The following is a 15,278-nucleotide window of genomic DNA, read 5'->3' on the forward strand; positions in this document are numbered from 1 at the left end:
TTCAGTTGCTCTGACCGGTGCTGTCGAAGTGCTCTTGCAGCAGTGAATCGCCGCCGGGGACGAATCGTTGGCAGATGAGTTGGTGGGCGCGCCGGTTCTCGGCCTGGCTCTTCCAGAGCCGTCGTGCGGAATCTGCTGCGACGCCGGGAAGTTCAGCCGTCTTGAGCGTTGTACGGACGATCTTGGCGCGGGTGAGCATCACGTCGTGATCCCGGTTGAACACGGCGGAGAACCCGGGTTCGAGCCAGGGCGGTTCCATGGAAGGCCGGACGAAGTCACGGTAGATCTCCGGTGAGAAATCGGACGCGTACCGCATGCTCTCGGTCGCCCCGGCGTAGAGAGTCCCTAGTTCGGTGAGTTGGTGGGCGAGAGTGGGCCACTGCTTGTTTGCAAGGCACTCCAGCACTGCCGCGAGCCGGCTGTTCATGGATATGACGAACAGGTGGAACAGGTGGTGGCCCTTCTTCCAGCGTGTGATCGCTTGTCGTGCAGAGTCGTTCGGAGCCTGCGGGGTGCGATTGTCCGCACTGTGGTCCGTCGGCGCTGCCAATTGGGAAGGATCTCGTTCCCGTGCGGACACGGCTGCTGCGGCGGAGGCATCGCCGACGACTACGGCCAGGGCGTCGAGTAGGCGGAGTCGTGAGTCGTTGTCCAGAGTGGACTGCGGCAGATCTGTGGTGATGGCGGTGACGACGGTCAGTGCGCTGACCGCCCACGCGTGCGGGTCGTTGCTGCGGGAGATCCTGAAGTAGGTGTCGTATTCGGCGCTGCGGGCGACAGGGATGGTGCTATCGGTGGGTAGGACGACTCGATCGATGCTCGTCGGAGATGGGGTCATGAAGGCCTCTTCCGTGGCTTGAAGTGGAGTCAGGGTGGTGGGGGTGTCGGGTTGCGGTCCAGACGGCTCCGACGACGACGGCGGCTCCGGCTAGTTGAATCCAGGTGGGTCGCTCGCTGAGGACAACGAATCCGAACGCGATAGCCAGCACAGGCTGCAGCAGGAGTAGGGCCGCGACGGTATTAGCCGCCAGCGATCGGGATCCCGAACTGATGAACAGCCAGGCGGCAACCTGTCCGAGCAAAGCGAGCGCGATCATCCATCCCCACGCGGCCGCGGAGATGTCGAGATCGAGGTCTCCGAGGCCTGCCGAGACAATGCCGGCAGTGACCGTTGCCGATGCGGTGGCCACACAGATCGGGGTGACCAGATGGCTGGGGCTTCGCTGGGTGGAGCGGCGGTTCAGGAACAGGTAGGCCGCGTACGCGGCACCGGCGGAGATTCCCAGGATGGACCCGCGGAGCGCGTTGTCGGCTCCTGTTCCGCCGATGAGTCCGCCGGCGAGTGCAACGCCGAGCAGCATGCAAGGCACCGCCATGAGGAATCGTCGGGGGATTGCGGTTCGATCGACGACGAGCGCGATCAGCGGCAGCACGACGACCTGGACATTGATAAGGACGGTGGCGATCGAGGCACCGACGTCGAGGATGCTCGCGGTCCACATCACGTAGTCCGCTCCGAGGAAGACTCCGGCACCAATGGCCATGGGATACAACCTCGTCGGCATTGCGCCGCGTCGGTGAAGTTCCCACAGCGCCATCGGAACGAGAGCCGCCAGCGCGATCAGACATCGTAGAAATGCCGCCGTCCCCGAGGTGACATCGGCGAGTTTGACGAAGGTTGCGGACAGTGACAGCGACGCGGCACCGGCGATGACCAGCGCCGCATTCCCGCCCACCCCCCGATCGGCGGCGTCAGCTCTCGGTATCGCGGTTCTGGTCACCTGGTCAAGGCAACCAGTTACAAACCGATAAGTCTACTAGCCAGTTCTACCGCTGAAACAGTAGTATCACTTATATGTTGTCGTGGGATCGGATGAAAGTTTTCGCCGCAGTAGCCGAACAAGGTTCGGTCACTCGAGCTGCAGAATCTTTACACCTCACCGGACCCGGAGTGTCGCAACACATCCGCAAGTTGGAGAAGGAAGCCGGCACCACCCTGGTCGAGAGAGAGGGAAGGTCGATACGGCTGACCCCCGCCGGTCGCGCACTGGCGACACGTGCGGCCGCCATGTCCGCTCTCGCCGAAGCCGCAGAAGACGACCTTGCCTCGATCGACACCGACGTTGCCGGAGCGCTGAGAGTAGGCGCGGTCGCAAGTGCATTACGTCGGCTGGTGGTCCCAGCTCTGGCAGACCTTGCTCGCACGTATCCACTGCTGCGCCCCGAGGTCGTCGACGGAGAAGGAATCGATTTGCTCGACCGCCTCCAGCACCGCACCCTCGATCTCGTCGTCTTCGAGTCCTGGGACCATCGGCCGGCGACGGTCCCCGCAGGTATCGACGTCCACACGCTCCACACCGAGGATGTACACCTCGCGGTACCGATCGAGGACAACCGTGAGATGGCAACCCTCTCCGGCGAAACGGAATCGATCTGGACGGTATGCCCATCAGGGTCGGATGCGCACTCCGCGCTCGTGCACGCATTGCGCGAAGCTGGAGTCGAACCGACGATCCGCTACGAGGTGTCCGACTACTCGACCCAACTGGCCCTCGTCGAAGCAGGTCTGGCCGTCGCGCTGGTTCCGGACACCGCGCGAGTCCGAACGGCCAGGGTGCGGTATCTGCCGACCGAGCCGGCCGTGACACGTTCGCTACGTGCGGCGAGCTCGACCCGAATCCCGGCAGTCGGCGCGCTCCTGAATGCGATGAACGTGATTCTCGCAGGCTGATTCCGCGGCCGATCTCACCCGTAACGCTCGGTTATCAGGACTGCTCAAAAGGTAACGGGCAGGCACATGACATCTGCGAAACAGGTTGTATGGCAGTGATTGTCAGGGCGCAGGTATGCGCTAGATCCGGGTTCACGGCCACCGGAGGCGGGGAGATCGAGAATGCTGAACGTCAGCAGGGCGACGGTGGTGGCCGAACACTGTCCGACACGCCCGTGGGATCAAGCTTCGTAGAATTCCCCTATTCGGGGAATTCTACGTTCCGTTCAAGACCTCCGCCATCGGTGCCATAATCGTTACGGTGCGGCGATGAACAGCATCACGCCCCATGAAATGACCCCACTCAGCCCGATTGCATCGGCAGGTTTGCTCGGATGAGCGGCGACGACGTGCTGAACTTCTGCTCCCTGGTAGTGGCAGTCACTGCCGTTATAGCGATCCGTTCCTTCACGGAGTTCCGATCCAAGCGGGTCACGATAGCCGTCTTCCTCGCGGTGTTTCTGCTCTTCAGGTTCGGTGTTCCTCGTCTTACGCCGTTCATCGGATGGCTGCTCGGTTTGTCCGCCGAGTAACGGTGGGGGCGGACGTGCAGAGGTGGCCCGCTGGCCGGGAGAGAAAGCAGAGCGATGTCGAGCGGTATCGTGCATCGAACGATCGATTAAAGGGTGGGTGCGAGTTGTGAGCTGCAGCGAACAGGGTTCGTTCGAGGACATCGTGCCGGGGCTTTTCAAGACCTCGAACGGCACCGCCGCCGACGCCGTGAACGGGTGTCTGGGGTACAAATCGCCCCAGGTCCAGCAAGTGACTGGGGTAACGTACCGCCAGCTCGACTACTGGGCCCGTACAGGGCTTGTGTCACCGTCGATCCGCCCTGCATCCGGTTCGGGATCGCAAAGGATGTATGCCTTCTCCGACATCGTGGTGGTCAAAGTGATTCGTCGTCTCCTCGAGGCCGGAGTGTCTTTGCAGAATGTACGCATTGCGATCGAGTGCCTGCGTGCGCGTGACGCCCAGGGGCTGGCGTCTGTAACTCTGCTCTGCGACGGTATTTCGGTGTACGAGTGCACATCTGACGACGAGATAGTGGACTTGCTACACGGTGGTCAGGGCGTGTTCGGCATCGCGATCGGACATACAGTCGCGGACGTGGCTGCCGATATCCGTGCGCTCCCTGCAGTTTCTGTGGGAAGCGACAAGGTCACCCGAATCGACGAACTGGGATCGCGACGCGACCGCAAGAGCGCCTGAAGTCGGCCCCGGGATGAGTACACACTTCAGTGCCAATTACATGGTCCACGCGATGAATGAAGCAGCCTCTGATACCTGGGATCTGATGGAGACGGGAATTGCAGGCGGCATCGGACCTGGAGAAGAGACGCTCACCGACCTCAACTTGATCAAGCTTCAGCAGCGTATTCCGGCGCTGAGAGTGACGAAATACGCCAAGGCGGTCGAGGCGGGCAACGGTGCGGATTGGGAGTGGTGGATCGGTTCTTCGGCCGACGAGCGGTGGATCAAGCTTCGTATTCAAGCAAAACGCGCCAGCCACAAATTCAACCGCTATGAGCAGCTCGGACACTCAGTTAAAGAAGTCAAGCAGTACGAGACGCTGATTTTGAAGAGCAGGCTCGACGGTGCAACTCCGTTGTATGTCTTCTTCAACGGGTGGCCCGAAGATAGATTTCTCGTAAAGGGCCAGTACATCGATGCGATCGCACGCAACCTCAGGGCGGTGCACGGCGGGCACGTTCCGTATCCGATGTGGGGCTCGTTGGATTGGGGGTGCGCAGTCTCCGCGGCGCAGAAGGTCAAAGAAATTTATGAGAACCCATCCACATCAGTCTTCCCGCCAGCTCTCATCCCAGCTGCTACCCGCCGAAACAAGCGCTATATCCCACGGTATCTCGTGCATTCGACCCCTTGGGCGTATCTACTTCACTCCGGGCCTTCGGGCGCGGCTCCGACTGTGCGGCAGGTGGCCGAGAACCTGCACCACATGGAGGGAAACAGATCGCCGCTCACCGACGATGCCTTCGAAGCAATGACTTACCCGATTCCGTCTCGCGAAGCCGAGCAGGCCGCCTACGGCATGTACACGATGAGGAAATTTCTCGACCCCCGCGATGAGGCGCGTTACGCTCAGCGCCTCGCGAGCGCCGAACAATTCGCTCATGAGATCGGCAGAGACGATCTGGTGGGTCGAATGCTGAACCTGCCCGACGAGACCGAGCGGACAGGGCCGGGGTATCGCCTGTTGTTGGAGCTCAACCCGGAAAGTTCAGACCTCATGAACCTACGCCTGAGCTAGCGCCGATCGGCCGACAAGAGGTCGTTTGGTTCTGATGCAAAAAAAGTAGTCGGAGGCCACCGTGTGGTGTGCCTCCGACTCACCCTGTGCAATCTCAGTGCCAGGAATGCTACACGCGCACAGTCGATATGGCGATCTACACGAACTCGCGTATTCGCGGGAGCACTGCGGCGATCTCCTCGAACAGGCTCGGCCAACCTCGACGCAGACGAGTGACCCTGCCCGATTCGAGGAAATTTCCGTCGAGAATGTGTGAAACCCGCAGATTCGCTGCAGGTGCGCCCAGCGCGGCCAGTTTGGCGTAGACAGGGTTGCTCGGAAGGTCGTGCTGATGCGAATAGGCGAGCACATCGTCCGCGGACCAGTCCCATACCGGCCCATAGGCCACAGTTCCATCGGTGCGGCGAACCGTCCCCCCGTGGTGTCGACGCTGCTCCGCTTTGTTGCTGCAGCAGCTCGCGCCTTGGCAGCGCTCGCTGATCTCACGTGCGAGAGCGGAGTAGTACATCGACCACCTGCCGGTTCCTTTCCTGGATTCGTCTGCCCGCACGCCCCAGACCTCCCCGTCACCGAACTTGGTGTGCGCAGCCCGGGCAGGCTGCGCAATCAAGGTCTCGAAGCCTCGTGCGGGTACATGAGCCGACGGGCTACCGCCGTGGTCCCATTCCCCGGTCCGGGCCATCACTGTCAGCAGCGTTGGTTCAGCGCGAATGATGTGCAGGTCCAGTCCCAGCTTCGTCGCAATCTGCTCGACGTAGGCGTAGGTCTCGGGGTATTCGAGACCGGAATCGAAAAAGGCTACCGGGACATCTGGGTCCGCCTGGCGGGCGAGATCGACAGCAACGACGGAATCTTTTCCACCGCTGAATGCGACGTACCCATCGAATTCGTCGAGGTGTTCGGCCACGCGATCGACGATCGTCGAAATGTCATGCCGCGAGGATCGAAGGGACCGTAGTCGAGTGAGATCGAGGCCGTCGAAATCGTTGCTACGCACCGCCACAACGATAGTCGGGACACGGACACTTCAGACTGGACAAAGCAGAAGCTGTACCCGAACAGGCGGAATTACCGGTTGCACAACGGCGGTCCGTGGGGCCGCTCGGCAGCAGTTTTCGGGGTGTTCGAGGTGTCCGGTGCCGGTGTTATGTTCGCCCGGATATCGTCCGTTGAATGAGCAAGAGGAAGAGGTGGCGACCGATGAGTCCCACAGAGTCCGACCCAGGCAGCGCGTTGCCCCGGTGGGTGGTCGATCCGTCGGCGGCGAACAATGCGACCGATCAGTCGAACCATTCCGAGCCGGAAGGGGGGTCGGAAGATCGCCACGATGGGCAGGACGGTGACCTCGTCCAGGACTCGGGCGTAGGCCATCCAGAACCCGCCCGTGAACAGCCTGTAGCCAGCGAATTCGTGCCGAACGACGCACCCAAAGTCGCAGCCAACAACGCTGATGAAAACGTGTCGAAAAACGTATCCCAAGCCCGGTCCAAAGTCGCATCAGAATTCGCGCAGAGAGACCGGCCCAGCTCCGCACCCAGCAGCTCCCCCTCGGCGAGCCAGCCCAATTCTGGTGCACATCGACCCACCTCGGAGCCGGCCTCACGGCCGCCGCGCGTCAACGATGGTCAGGCACCAATGCCGGACCGGCCCTCGGCCTGGCCAGGGCAGGGCGGCTCCGCACCCGCTGTTGAGCAATGGCACACCAACAAGTCGGTCGACAGTTCAGCACCGACGTCTCACCCGGAGCCAACAAGCGCCTCCGACTCTCTGGCAGTGACAGCTCATCGCCCCTTCACCTCGCAGCCCGTTCAGTTGGTAGAACCAGTGCCGACAGCAATTCCGACAGCAAGGCCGACAGCAGCTGTTGCCCCTCCGCGGTCGATCGACGAACTGGAGCTGATCCGCCGTGCGCAACTGCCTCCGAGCAAAGGTTGGCGACGGTGGCTCTACCGACTCTCGTTCGGTTCAGCCAATCCCGGACAGTCGCCGGCTGAACTCGAGTACGAGCAGCTCCTGCGCCGCGTACGGCAACCGGTTCGAGGGAACTACAAGATCGCAGTCCTGTCCATGAAGGGCGGGGTCGGAAAAACAACCACGACAACAGGGCTTGGATCGACATTCGCAGCACTGCGGGGCGACCGCGTCATTGCCTATGACGCCAACCCAGATTTCGGGACGCTCGCCTACCGCATTCACCGAGACAGTGACCGCACAGTGCGGGACTTGCTCGCGGACAAAGAAGTACACAGCTACTCCGACGTACGGAGCTACACCTCGCAAGCGCGAAGCAGGCTCGAAGTTCTTGCAAGCGAGCGTGATCCGTCCGTTTCCGAGGCATTCAACGAGCACGACTACACCGCCGCACTGCGCATCCTCGAACAGTTCTACAACATCATCTTGACCGATTGCGGCACCGGTCTCATGAACTCGGCCATGGCAGGGGTCCTCAAAGAAGCCGACGCATTGGTCCTGGTCTCCTCCGCGGCCAAGGACGGAGCGCGCAGCGCTGGGGCGACCCTCGAATGGCTGTCGCGACACGGCTTCGACGACCTGGTCAAACGCACCGTTGTCGTCATCAACGAATCACGGAAGGGCTCGACGGCCCTCGATGTCGAGCAACTCAAGTCCTACTTCGCAGAACGCACTCGCGCCGTCCAGGTCGTCCCGTACGACGACCACCTTGCCGAAGGCGACACCATCGATCTCGAGTTACTGGGCAAGCCTGCACAACGCGCGTTCGTCGAGCTGGCTGCTCTCCTCGCCGACGACTTTCCTGCCAACGTCGGCCGGCACGCACCAGCGCCCGGCCCGAGTCCTTGGTGAGTTGGACCGTGCCGGTGAAAGTTGGCCTGTCCGTGGTGTCCGGGCGCGCCGTTAGAGTGCAGAGATGGTCGAACTATCAAGGGGCAGTGCGGCGCTCGACGTTGTGACGACCGCCTACAAGGCCGCAACAGGATGCGCGGTTTCGTGGCCACCAGCCGGCGTTTCTGGTGACTCCGCGTGCGCGCGGTGCGGTGGCGCGACAGAAGGTTCCGGACGGCGAGTGCGTGAGACTGTGTCGAGAACGTTCACCGGGTTCGACGGGTGGGTAGACGTTGCGGCTCCTACGATGTGTCACGTCTGCGTCTGGGTGTACACGACAACGGCACTTCGCTCGGACCTCCTGCTGGTCACCAGTGATCCAGTGTGCGCCACAAAATTGTCGAAGACCCGCTTACGTCGCGTTCTGGGACAAGCGATCTCTCCGACGTCCGCCGTCGTGGTTCCGTTACGCCCTGGGCGCAAGCACATTCTTCCTCATGCCCGGTGGGGTCGGGTCGCCGTCGACGACGTCGCGCTTCCATGGACAGAGCACGACGCGGAACGCCTGAGCGCAGTCGTGCGATTGCGACGGCGAGGGTTCTCCCTGGCAGCGCTTGCGCGCGCAGCGCCGGCATTCAGCACGCTCAAGAACATTCCTCATCGAACGTGGACGTCTGTGTTCGCGGATTGGGACAGCCTCGATCCGTGGCGAGAGCGTCCTGTGTACCTCGACCTCGCAGCGACGGCTTCAACGTCAACCAGAGGCACGGCATGACCCCGACCAGAGCTACGACACCGACCCGAACCTGGCTGGACGCAGCGAGCTTTCTGCCGCCCGTCACCGGTGCGGCAGCAATAGCTGAACGACTGTTGTTGCTGCTGCACTACGGAATCAACTGGGACACCGGGTGGGTGGGACGCCGGAGAGAGCTGTACTGGGACCACCACCTGCCAGACCGAGTCCGGGTCGCGACATACACCGGCGGAGCCGACCTCGATCGATGGTGGAGCACCGTGGCAACCGATCTCGAGTCAGCGCCGTCGACGAAAGAACAACGCCTCGAACTATCGGTCCTTCTACGCGAGGAATCGATACCGGTCCTGACCCTCTTACGGGAAAACACCACCGCCCTCGTACTCCGAACACGGATCGTGGCCGAAGCTGTTCAAGCGCGCCGGTCCACCGCAGCGACTGCTACATCGCCCAGGAGGCAGAAGTGACCTCGACCATGCGCTGGCAGCTCGACATCACAGCGGTCTCGGCAATCTCGCACCGCGGTGAACACAGCGCCACCACAACGACCTTGTTCCGGCGCGAAAAAATACTGCAGCCCAACGGTTCCGCAGCCTTGGTTCCGATTGTGTCCGGGAACTCCTTCCGAGGGGCGCTCCGGCGGATCGGGGAGGAGCTATTACGGGACGTCCTCGCATACGAAGGGCTTCTCAGCTTGTCTGCAGCACACACACTTCGGAACGGGGGCAGCCTGACCAAGGTCACCGGAGAGCCGCTGTCCGGCGAACGGCTACACCGGCTCCGTACATTGAACCCACAGGTCAGCGTGTTCGGCGGGAGCGGCGGCGGTCGAATGATCGACGGCTGTCTCCGCGTGGGCAAAGTGATCCCGCACGTCCTCGAAACCGACCACCTCATGAGCCGTCCCGCACCGGACCGTGCTGTCTTGAGCCAATTCGACACCATGGCGCTCGAACGGTACAGCCGGTTCGACGATTCCACCGATCATGACTTCCCCGCAGTCGGCCGAACCGACGCAGCCACCGTCGACGGTAGCTCTCTGATGCGTTATGAGATCGAAACGCTGCCTGCCGGTACACGATTCGAGTCCTTTTTGCGTCTCGATCGCGCAACCGATCTGGACGTGGCCTTCTTCTCCGACGTCGTTGGCAGGTTCGTCGAGTCCGGAACCATCGGCGGGCGTACAGCTATCGGACACGGCCTCGTCCGCACCAGATTCGAGCGGACCCTTCTCGCCGGCGACGAGCCGAAAGAGCTCGACTGGCGAACCCATCTTCGAGAGCGCCGTGACGAGGCGCTGGAAGTCATGGAGGCGTTGACGTGATGAGGCCGTTCGAGGTAAAAGCACACCTGGCGGTCGGACTTGCGCATGCAGCTCCGTGGGCGACGAGCCTCGATGGCTTGCTCGCATCCGAGATGTGGGAAGACGAAAAAGCCGCTGCTCGGGACCGCGGACAGTACCTCGAAGCCGCCGGCCCCGACGAGGTGCCCGCCGATCTGGATCTACCACTCGCTCGGTGCACTCTGGGGGGAGGCGACGACTGGCATTGGTGCGCGACATACGCCTATCCCGAAGACCTGGCCGACGCCCCGGAAATCCATCACTGGAGCGGACGACCCGACCACCGTGCGCTCGAGCAACTCGCGAGGTACCGACCATCGGTCATCTCCGACCGGCAGGGCCGATATCGCGCACGCCAAATGCCGCTCCTACTGACCTCCACGCGGACTGTGCTCTGGAGAGGTGTCGGCGACATCGACCGGGTGAGCGCAACCCTGGCGTCGATCGATGCGATCGGGAAGAAGCGCAGCCAGGGCGAGGGGCAGGTGCTGAGATGGGAAGTGCAGCCCGTCGACATCGATGACTGGTCGGCCGGCCACCTCCATCCGAACGGCCACCTCGGCCGCCTGAGCCCACGCATCTGTCTGCAGGGCAAACCAACAGTCGAAACAGGCGGTTTGGGCCGAGGCGCGATACGGCCACCGCACATGCACCGGTCGAGAATGCGCGAGCTATGCATGCCATGGACACCCCAGTGACCCGTGAACACGCACCGGAAACGTTGCGGGACAGCAACTTGTCGGAGCCGAACGCCATACTGACAACCATGCGAATCCGAACCCTCGATGGTCCACCGCTACCTGCCGAAATCTTGGCCCATGCGGCGCGCGCGGTCGTTCTTGCGGACCTTCTCGCCGGCCAAGACATCACCTGCGGCGAGAAGCCTTCAGCGAGGAGCGACGCAAGTCGAGACGCTTCGACGATCAACCGCGGTTGATCGCGCCGACTGTAACGGGGTAGGCATCACCAGGCAGGTCTGACCGGCGAATCGCGCGTTGATTCACGCTGTGCGGGAGCGTATTCGGTACACCTGCCGGGTCGTGATTCCGAGCTGGCTTGCACTGGACTCGGCTGGGACGTTCTGGGCCGAAAGCGTGGCTATCGTGAGCGCCTGTTGTTGATGCCGGGTAGGCCGGCTCTCTATGGCTGTGGTGTGCTGAAGCTCTTGGCGCTCTCGTGGTGTCTTTCCGCCCCAAATTCCGTGTTGTTCGTTGTACGTCAGTGCATGGGCGAGGCAAGCGGCTCTGGCGGGGCATTCTGCGCAGACCCGCTTTGCTCTGCTGGTTGCTCCACCCGGGGGCGGGAAGAACTCCTCGGGGTCTGTCTGTGCGCACAATGCGTCCGAGCGCCATGACGAAATGTCCGCCGCCGCGGGCGGGGGCAGTGGCGCGGCGATGGCTGTTTCGAGCGGTGTCACGTGTTGGGTCCTTTCTTTCGGGCGACCCGGCCTTTTTCGAGTGGGTTCGACGATATCGAGGGACCCGGACACTTCACGCAGCACACGTGGCGGTCCGGTGCTCTTTGAGCCCGGACCGTCAATGTCCCCGGCACTGAGTGCGCCGGGGACGTTGACGGTTGGTGTGACTGGGTGAAAAGCGTTCTGACGCAGTAAGATTGAGGCGTCCTGTTGTTGGTGAGACTGACCATCTTGCCCATCTTTCGAGGAGTTTTGCGATGCCGGATTTGGCGACTGCGGTAACTGTTGTGGATGCGTGCGGGAGGGCTGGTGTCCCGTCGTTGTTGATCTCGGGTCCGGGTATGGGGAAGTCGAGCCTGGTTCGAGCACTTGCTGCATCCGAGGGGGTGTTGTGCGAAACGGTCTTGGGGTCCTTGCGGGAGCCCGCCGACTTCGCAGGCCTACCGGTAGTCCGTGAGAGTGGCGTGAGATTGGAGGCCCCGGATTGGGCGCGACGGCTACATGCAGAGGGTGGGGGCTACCTCTTTCTGGACGAGCTGACCACGAGTCCACCGGCCGTTCAGGCGGCGATGCTGGCAGTCGCACTGGATTTGAAGGTGGGTGATCTGCAACTGCCGAAGGGGACTCGGGTCATCGCAGGTGCGAATCCGCCCGATTGCGCTGCAGGGGGGTACGAGTTGGAGGCTCCCTTAGCAAACCGCTTCTGCCACATCGAGTTCACGCCGTCTGTCGATGAATGGCTCGACGGTATGGCCACGGGTTGGGCAAGCACGGCCTCTTCGCGTGCGGTGACCAGCGACGAGCAGCGGGAGGCGTTGGTGCGCAGTTCCATCATCGGGTACATCCAGCGTGCGCCCGAGGCGCTCGATGCGTTTCCGAAGGTCGGAGTGCAGACAGGTGGAGCATGGCCGTCTCGGCGCACCTGGTCGATGCTTGCGCGGGTGTTGCCACATCTTTGCGACGACGACAATGCGGCGACCAACGCGGTGGTATTCGGCTTGATCGGGGAAGGCGCGGGTGTCGAATTCCTCGAATGGCGTCGCAAGGCCGACCTCCCAGACCCCGTTGCCGTGATCGAAAACCCCGAGACGGCGTTCGATTGGCGCTCGCGTCCTGATCTGGTGTGGGCCGTGCTGTCCGGCGTGACGGCGTGGGCGGCCTCGCGGGGCACCGTCGAAGCGTGGCGCAACGCCTGGGGTCCGCTGATTGCCGCCGCCGAGGCAGGAGCACCCGACGTGGCCGGGGCTGCGGCACGCACTCTGGCGAAAGCGCGACCGGCGAAGGCCGCTGTTCCTGCGAGCGCGCGCCGGTTTGCGCCGATGCTGGTGGCAGCGGGTTTGGTCGAGGCTGCGGCATGAGCGGCGTGCGTGAGCTCGAGCCGGTTGAAATGCGAGCGTTCCGACTCGCGCGGCTGGTGTCGGCTGAGCAGATGCCGTACTTCATGCGCGCTCTGTTCGCAGCGCAACCCGTGGCGGCACCGGGCCTGGGTACGTTTGCGGTCGACGCTCGGTGGCGGCTGTACCTGGATCCGGATCTGTTGGTCGGGCCTTGCGCGTGGCCGGTGCCGATGGTCGGTGCAGTGCTGCTGCACGAGGTCGGGCATTTGTTACGGGCACACGCCGACCGTGCCGCCGCTCTGGCGAAGCCCATCGATCATCTGGTGTGGAACTTCGCGGCCGACGCCGAAATCAACGACGACCTGTTGGCTGCGGGAGTCAGCCTGCCCGAAGGGGTGATCACCCCTCAATCATTCGGCTGCCTTTCCGGAGACACAGCCGAGCAGTACTACGACTACCTGCGTGACCCGATTGCGCATCAGACTGTCACCGAACTCGTTGGCGCTGAGGGCGATCCGGGATGCGGATCAGGATCGGGGTGCCCTGCGGTCCCCGGTGAACTCATCGGCTCGGGAGAAGTGATCACGGAGGGACTGGACAATGCGGAAGCGGACCTGGTGCGCCGATCTATCGCGCAGGCAGTTCGCGAAGCAGCTGGTACCGGTCGAGGTAGTGCCCCGGCGGGACTGGTCCGGTGGGCAGCTGATGTTCTCGCCCCGCCCACGGTAGCGTGGGATCGTCTGCTACGGGCCGTAATTCGGCGTGCGTTGGCAGAGCAGGCGGGTAGGACGAACTATTCGTACTCCCGTCCCTCCCGCCGCAGACCTCGATGCCGCGATGGGCGAAGTGGCGGGAGTTCTCAAAGCTGGTGGCATAGCACGCGACCGGGTTCGGATTCTGGCGTGTGACGCCAAATCCACTACGGCACAACACGTACGATCGGTCGCTGATGTGACGTTGGTTGGTGGTGGCGGAACCGATATGAGGGTGGGAATCGCCGCAGCCAACGCTGCGCGCCCTGCACCCCACGTCGTCGTGGTGCTGACCGATGGCGATACACCCTGGCCCGACCGGCCCACGAGGTCCCACCTGGTGTGCGCAATCATCGGCGGCGTCCAGGGTAGGGGCGTCACACCGGCATGGGCATCGACGGTGCACGTGCCAGTCGGATCGGGGGCCACACGATGAACGAAAGCGGACCCGTGGAACTGCTCAAGTACGCAGACAGGGTGCTCACCGGCACTGGAATCGCCGCCGCCGATATCCGCATCGTCGTCGCCAGCGCAGCGGCCGACGCCGCCACAATGGCGTTGCGCGCAGGGTGGGAGTGCGCGAGCAACGCCCTGATCCTCGTCGACGGTGACGAGCGATGAGCGTGGAGTGGTTCGACCTCGCGCAACGCCTCTATGCCGCCGAAAAGATGCAACCGGTCCCTCGGCTGGCACATGCCACCTTCAAGCCGTCCAGAGCCGCCGTGGCCGTGCGTGCGGTCACGCGAGGAACAACGCTGGCCGTGTCCGTCGCTCGAGATGGATGCACCGAAGAGTCCGCGCACGACACCGAGGCTCTGGCCCTGCTCGCTCGCAACGGGGCAACGACGGTGGGTACGGCTGAACCGGCCATGCTGCTCACCGATGACGCCGCGACGATACCGAGCCTGCTGGCCCTGGCGCGTGCGCACGCCCACCACCCTGATCCGGACATAGCGGGGGCTGCCGCCATGATCGGATGGTGGGCCGATCGAGCCGACCATCCCGGAACGTCGGCGGTGATCGATCTGGTTGCTGCGTCGTCCTCGCGTCTGGTCCTCGGCACTGCGCCCGACGCCGAGCGAGCGGCCCGAACATGGCGTTCCTGGCTCGGCATTACCGACGAGAGCGTCGCAGGCCTGCATGAGTGGGCAGCGTGCATCGCAACGGGACCGCTGTTGCCGCTTCTCGATCCGATACACGACGATGACCGATACTCCTGGGATCGGACATTGTCGGCCACGACTGCGGGCCACGACTGGTCACGGCCGGACAACTCAGCTAGTGCGGCCATGGGACTACGGACCCGATGCGATGCCGCCGACCTCAAAGCCGCTGCGTTGCTGAGTGATCCACTGTGGCGAGTACGTGCGCTGCATACAGGACACGTGGCCCAGGGCATCGCATCGGTGGCGGCACCGCCGACAGGTTCACGCCGCCGCAACGTTTCGGTGTCGGTGACCTGCGACCGGCTGGACTCAAGGATGCGGGTTGATTCGGCAGTTACGGGATGGGTCGGATCACCGCTCGATCAACCCTTCGAGCGCTTCTCTGCCGACGTCACGTCCGCACAGGTGGTCAACGGCAAACTGACGCTCGGTATCGGGGTGTTCGGAGCGCACGCACCGAACGACGGAGACCAGGTGACCTTGATGCCCCAACCGCCTTCACCGGCGACGATGCGAGCAGGACGGGCGAGGTACTGGAATCTGTACCGCGCTCGCCGTTCCTGGCTTTCGACCGGACAAGCCCCGAGCGCCGTGCGCCGCGAAGTCCCGCTCGATGTCCTGATAGCGGGTGCAGAGGACGCTCCGTGATCAGAAGACGACCAAAAGTAT

General features: G+C 63.2%; 14 protein-coding genes and 2 pseudogenes. 12 read left to right on the plus strand and 4 right to left on the minus strand.

From position 1 onward, the window contains the following. Nucleotide 1: 1 nt before the first annotated feature. Nucleotides 2–838 carry a hypothetical protein gene (locus tag CH278_RS00815; protein WP_015586201.1) on the minus strand — a complete coding sequence of 279 codons (837 nt, stop codon included), beginning with the start codon at nt 836–838 and terminating at the stop codon, nt 2–4. Then, complete coding sequence (locus CH278_RS00820; RefSeq protein WP_230591638.1) at nt 789–1,781, minus strand: DMT family transporter; 993 nt, start codon at nt 1,779–1,781, stop codon at nt 789–791. Before CH278_RS00820 ends, CH278_RS00815 begins: the two co-directional genes overlap by 50 nt. 92 nt (nt 1,782–1,873) lie before the next feature. Between CH278_RS00820 and CH278_RS00825 the strand changes: the two genes are divergently transcribed. The 4 genes from CH278_RS00825 to CH278_RS00840 all read left to right on the plus strand — a co-directional run bounded on the left by CH278_RS00825 (nt 1,874) and on the right by CH278_RS00840 (nt 5,039). Continuing rightward, nucleotides 1,874–2,731, plus strand: a complete 858-nt coding sequence (locus tag CH278_RS00825) for a LysR family transcriptional regulator (RefSeq protein ID WP_158514280.1) — start codon at nt 1,874–1,876, stop codon at nt 2,729–2,731. Between the two features lie 374 nt (nt 2,732–3,105). Further along, nucleotides 3,106–3,303: a hypothetical protein gene (locus CH278_RS00830; protein ID WP_032375875.1), complete on the plus strand. Its 198-nt coding sequence runs from the start codon at nt 3,106–3,108 to the stop codon at nt 3,301–3,303. 22 nt (nt 3,304–3,325) lie between these two features. Beyond that, a complete protein-coding gene (locus tag CH278_RS00835) occupies nt 3,326–3,979 on the plus strand; it encodes a MerR family transcriptional regulator (protein ID WP_371828345.1) in 654 nt (217 codons plus the stop codon). Nucleotides 3,980–4,031: 52 nt separating this feature from the next. Then, nucleotides 4,032–5,039 (plus strand): DUF6615 family protein, encoded by a 1,008-nt coding sequence (locus CH278_RS00840; RefSeq protein WP_139278550.1) that lies wholly within the window; start codon nt 4,032–4,034, stop codon nt 5,037–5,039. A 136-nt stretch (nt 5,040–5,175) separates the two neighbouring features. Here CH278_RS00840 and CH278_RS00845 read toward each other — a convergent pair whose 3' ends face one another. Then, entirely contained in the window at nt 5,176–6,042 is an 867-nt protein-coding gene (locus CH278_RS00845; protein WP_015586207.1) for a phosphoadenosine phosphosulfate reductase domain-containing protein, read from the minus strand. An 827-nt stretch (nt 6,043–6,869) separates the two neighbouring features. Here CH278_RS00845 and CH278_RS27835 point away from each other — a divergent pair. From CH278_RS27835 to CH278_RS00870, 4 genes and pseudogenes are all read left to right on the plus strand, one after another. Beyond that, a pseudogene (locus tag CH278_RS27835) lies at nt 6,870–7,862 on the plus strand (MinD/ParA family ATP-binding protein); the annotation flags it as partial. Nucleotides 7,863–8,612: 750 nt separating this feature from the next. Beyond that, nucleotides 8,613–9,062, plus strand: a complete 450-nt coding sequence (locus tag CH278_RS00860; RefSeq protein ID WP_015586210.1) for a hypothetical protein — start codon at nt 8,613–8,615, stop codon at nt 9,060–9,062. Then, nucleotides 9,059–9,919: an RAMP superfamily CRISPR-associated protein gene (locus tag CH278_RS00865; protein ID WP_032375876.1), complete on the plus strand. Its 861-nt coding sequence runs from the start codon at nt 9,059–9,061 to the stop codon at nt 9,917–9,919. Before CH278_RS00860 ends, CH278_RS00865 begins: the two co-directional genes overlap by 4 nt. After that, nucleotides 9,919–10,635, plus strand: coding sequence for a hypothetical protein (locus tag CH278_RS00870; RefSeq protein ID WP_015586212.1), 717 nt, complete (start codon nt 9,919–9,921; stop codon nt 10,633–10,635). The genes CH278_RS00865 and CH278_RS00870 overlap by 1 nt, the downstream gene beginning before the upstream one ends. 302 nt (nt 10,636–10,937) lie before the next feature. Here CH278_RS00870 and CH278_RS28175 read toward each other — a convergent pair whose 3' ends face one another. After that, nucleotides 10,938–11,723, minus strand: coding sequence for a WhiB family transcriptional regulator (locus CH278_RS28175; RefSeq protein WP_230591640.1), 786 nt, complete (start codon nt 11,721–11,723; stop codon nt 10,938–10,940). On the opposite strand from CH278_RS28175, the gene CH278_RS27840 reads away from it, so the two are divergent. The 4 genes and pseudogenes from CH278_RS27840 to CH278_RS00900 all read left to right on the plus strand — a co-directional run bounded on the left by CH278_RS27840 (nt 11,612) and on the right by CH278_RS00900 (nt 15,257). Next, complete coding sequence (locus CH278_RS27840; protein WP_015586215.1) at nt 11,612–12,712, plus strand: ATP-binding protein; 1,101 nt, start codon at nt 11,612–11,614, stop codon at nt 12,710–12,712. The genes CH278_RS28175 and CH278_RS27840 overlap by 112 nt on opposite strands. After that, nucleotides 12,709–13,879: pseudogene (locus CH278_RS00890) on the plus strand (vWA domain-containing protein). The gene CH278_RS27840 and the pseudogene CH278_RS00890 overlap by 4 nt, the downstream one beginning before the upstream one ends. Next, nucleotides 13,876–14,064 carry a hypothetical protein gene (locus tag CH278_RS00895; protein WP_032364835.1) on the plus strand — a complete coding sequence of 63 codons (189 nt, stop codon included), beginning with the start codon at nt 13,876–13,878 and terminating at the stop codon, nt 14,062–14,064. The pseudogene CH278_RS00890 and the gene CH278_RS00895 overlap by 4 nt, the downstream one beginning before the upstream one ends. Continuing rightward, entirely contained in the window at nt 14,061–15,257 is a 1,197-nt protein-coding gene (locus CH278_RS00900; RefSeq protein WP_015586217.1) for a hypothetical protein, read from the plus strand. Before CH278_RS00895 ends, CH278_RS00900 begins: the two co-directional genes overlap by 4 nt. The last annotated feature ends 21 nt before the right edge of the window (nt 15,258–15,278 follow it).

This window comes from Rhodococcus sp. 05-2254-5 (assembly GCF_002258575.1).
Classification (GTDB): Bacteria; Actinomycetota; Actinomycetes; order Mycobacteriales; family Mycobacteriaceae; genus Rhodococcoides; species Rhodococcoides fascians.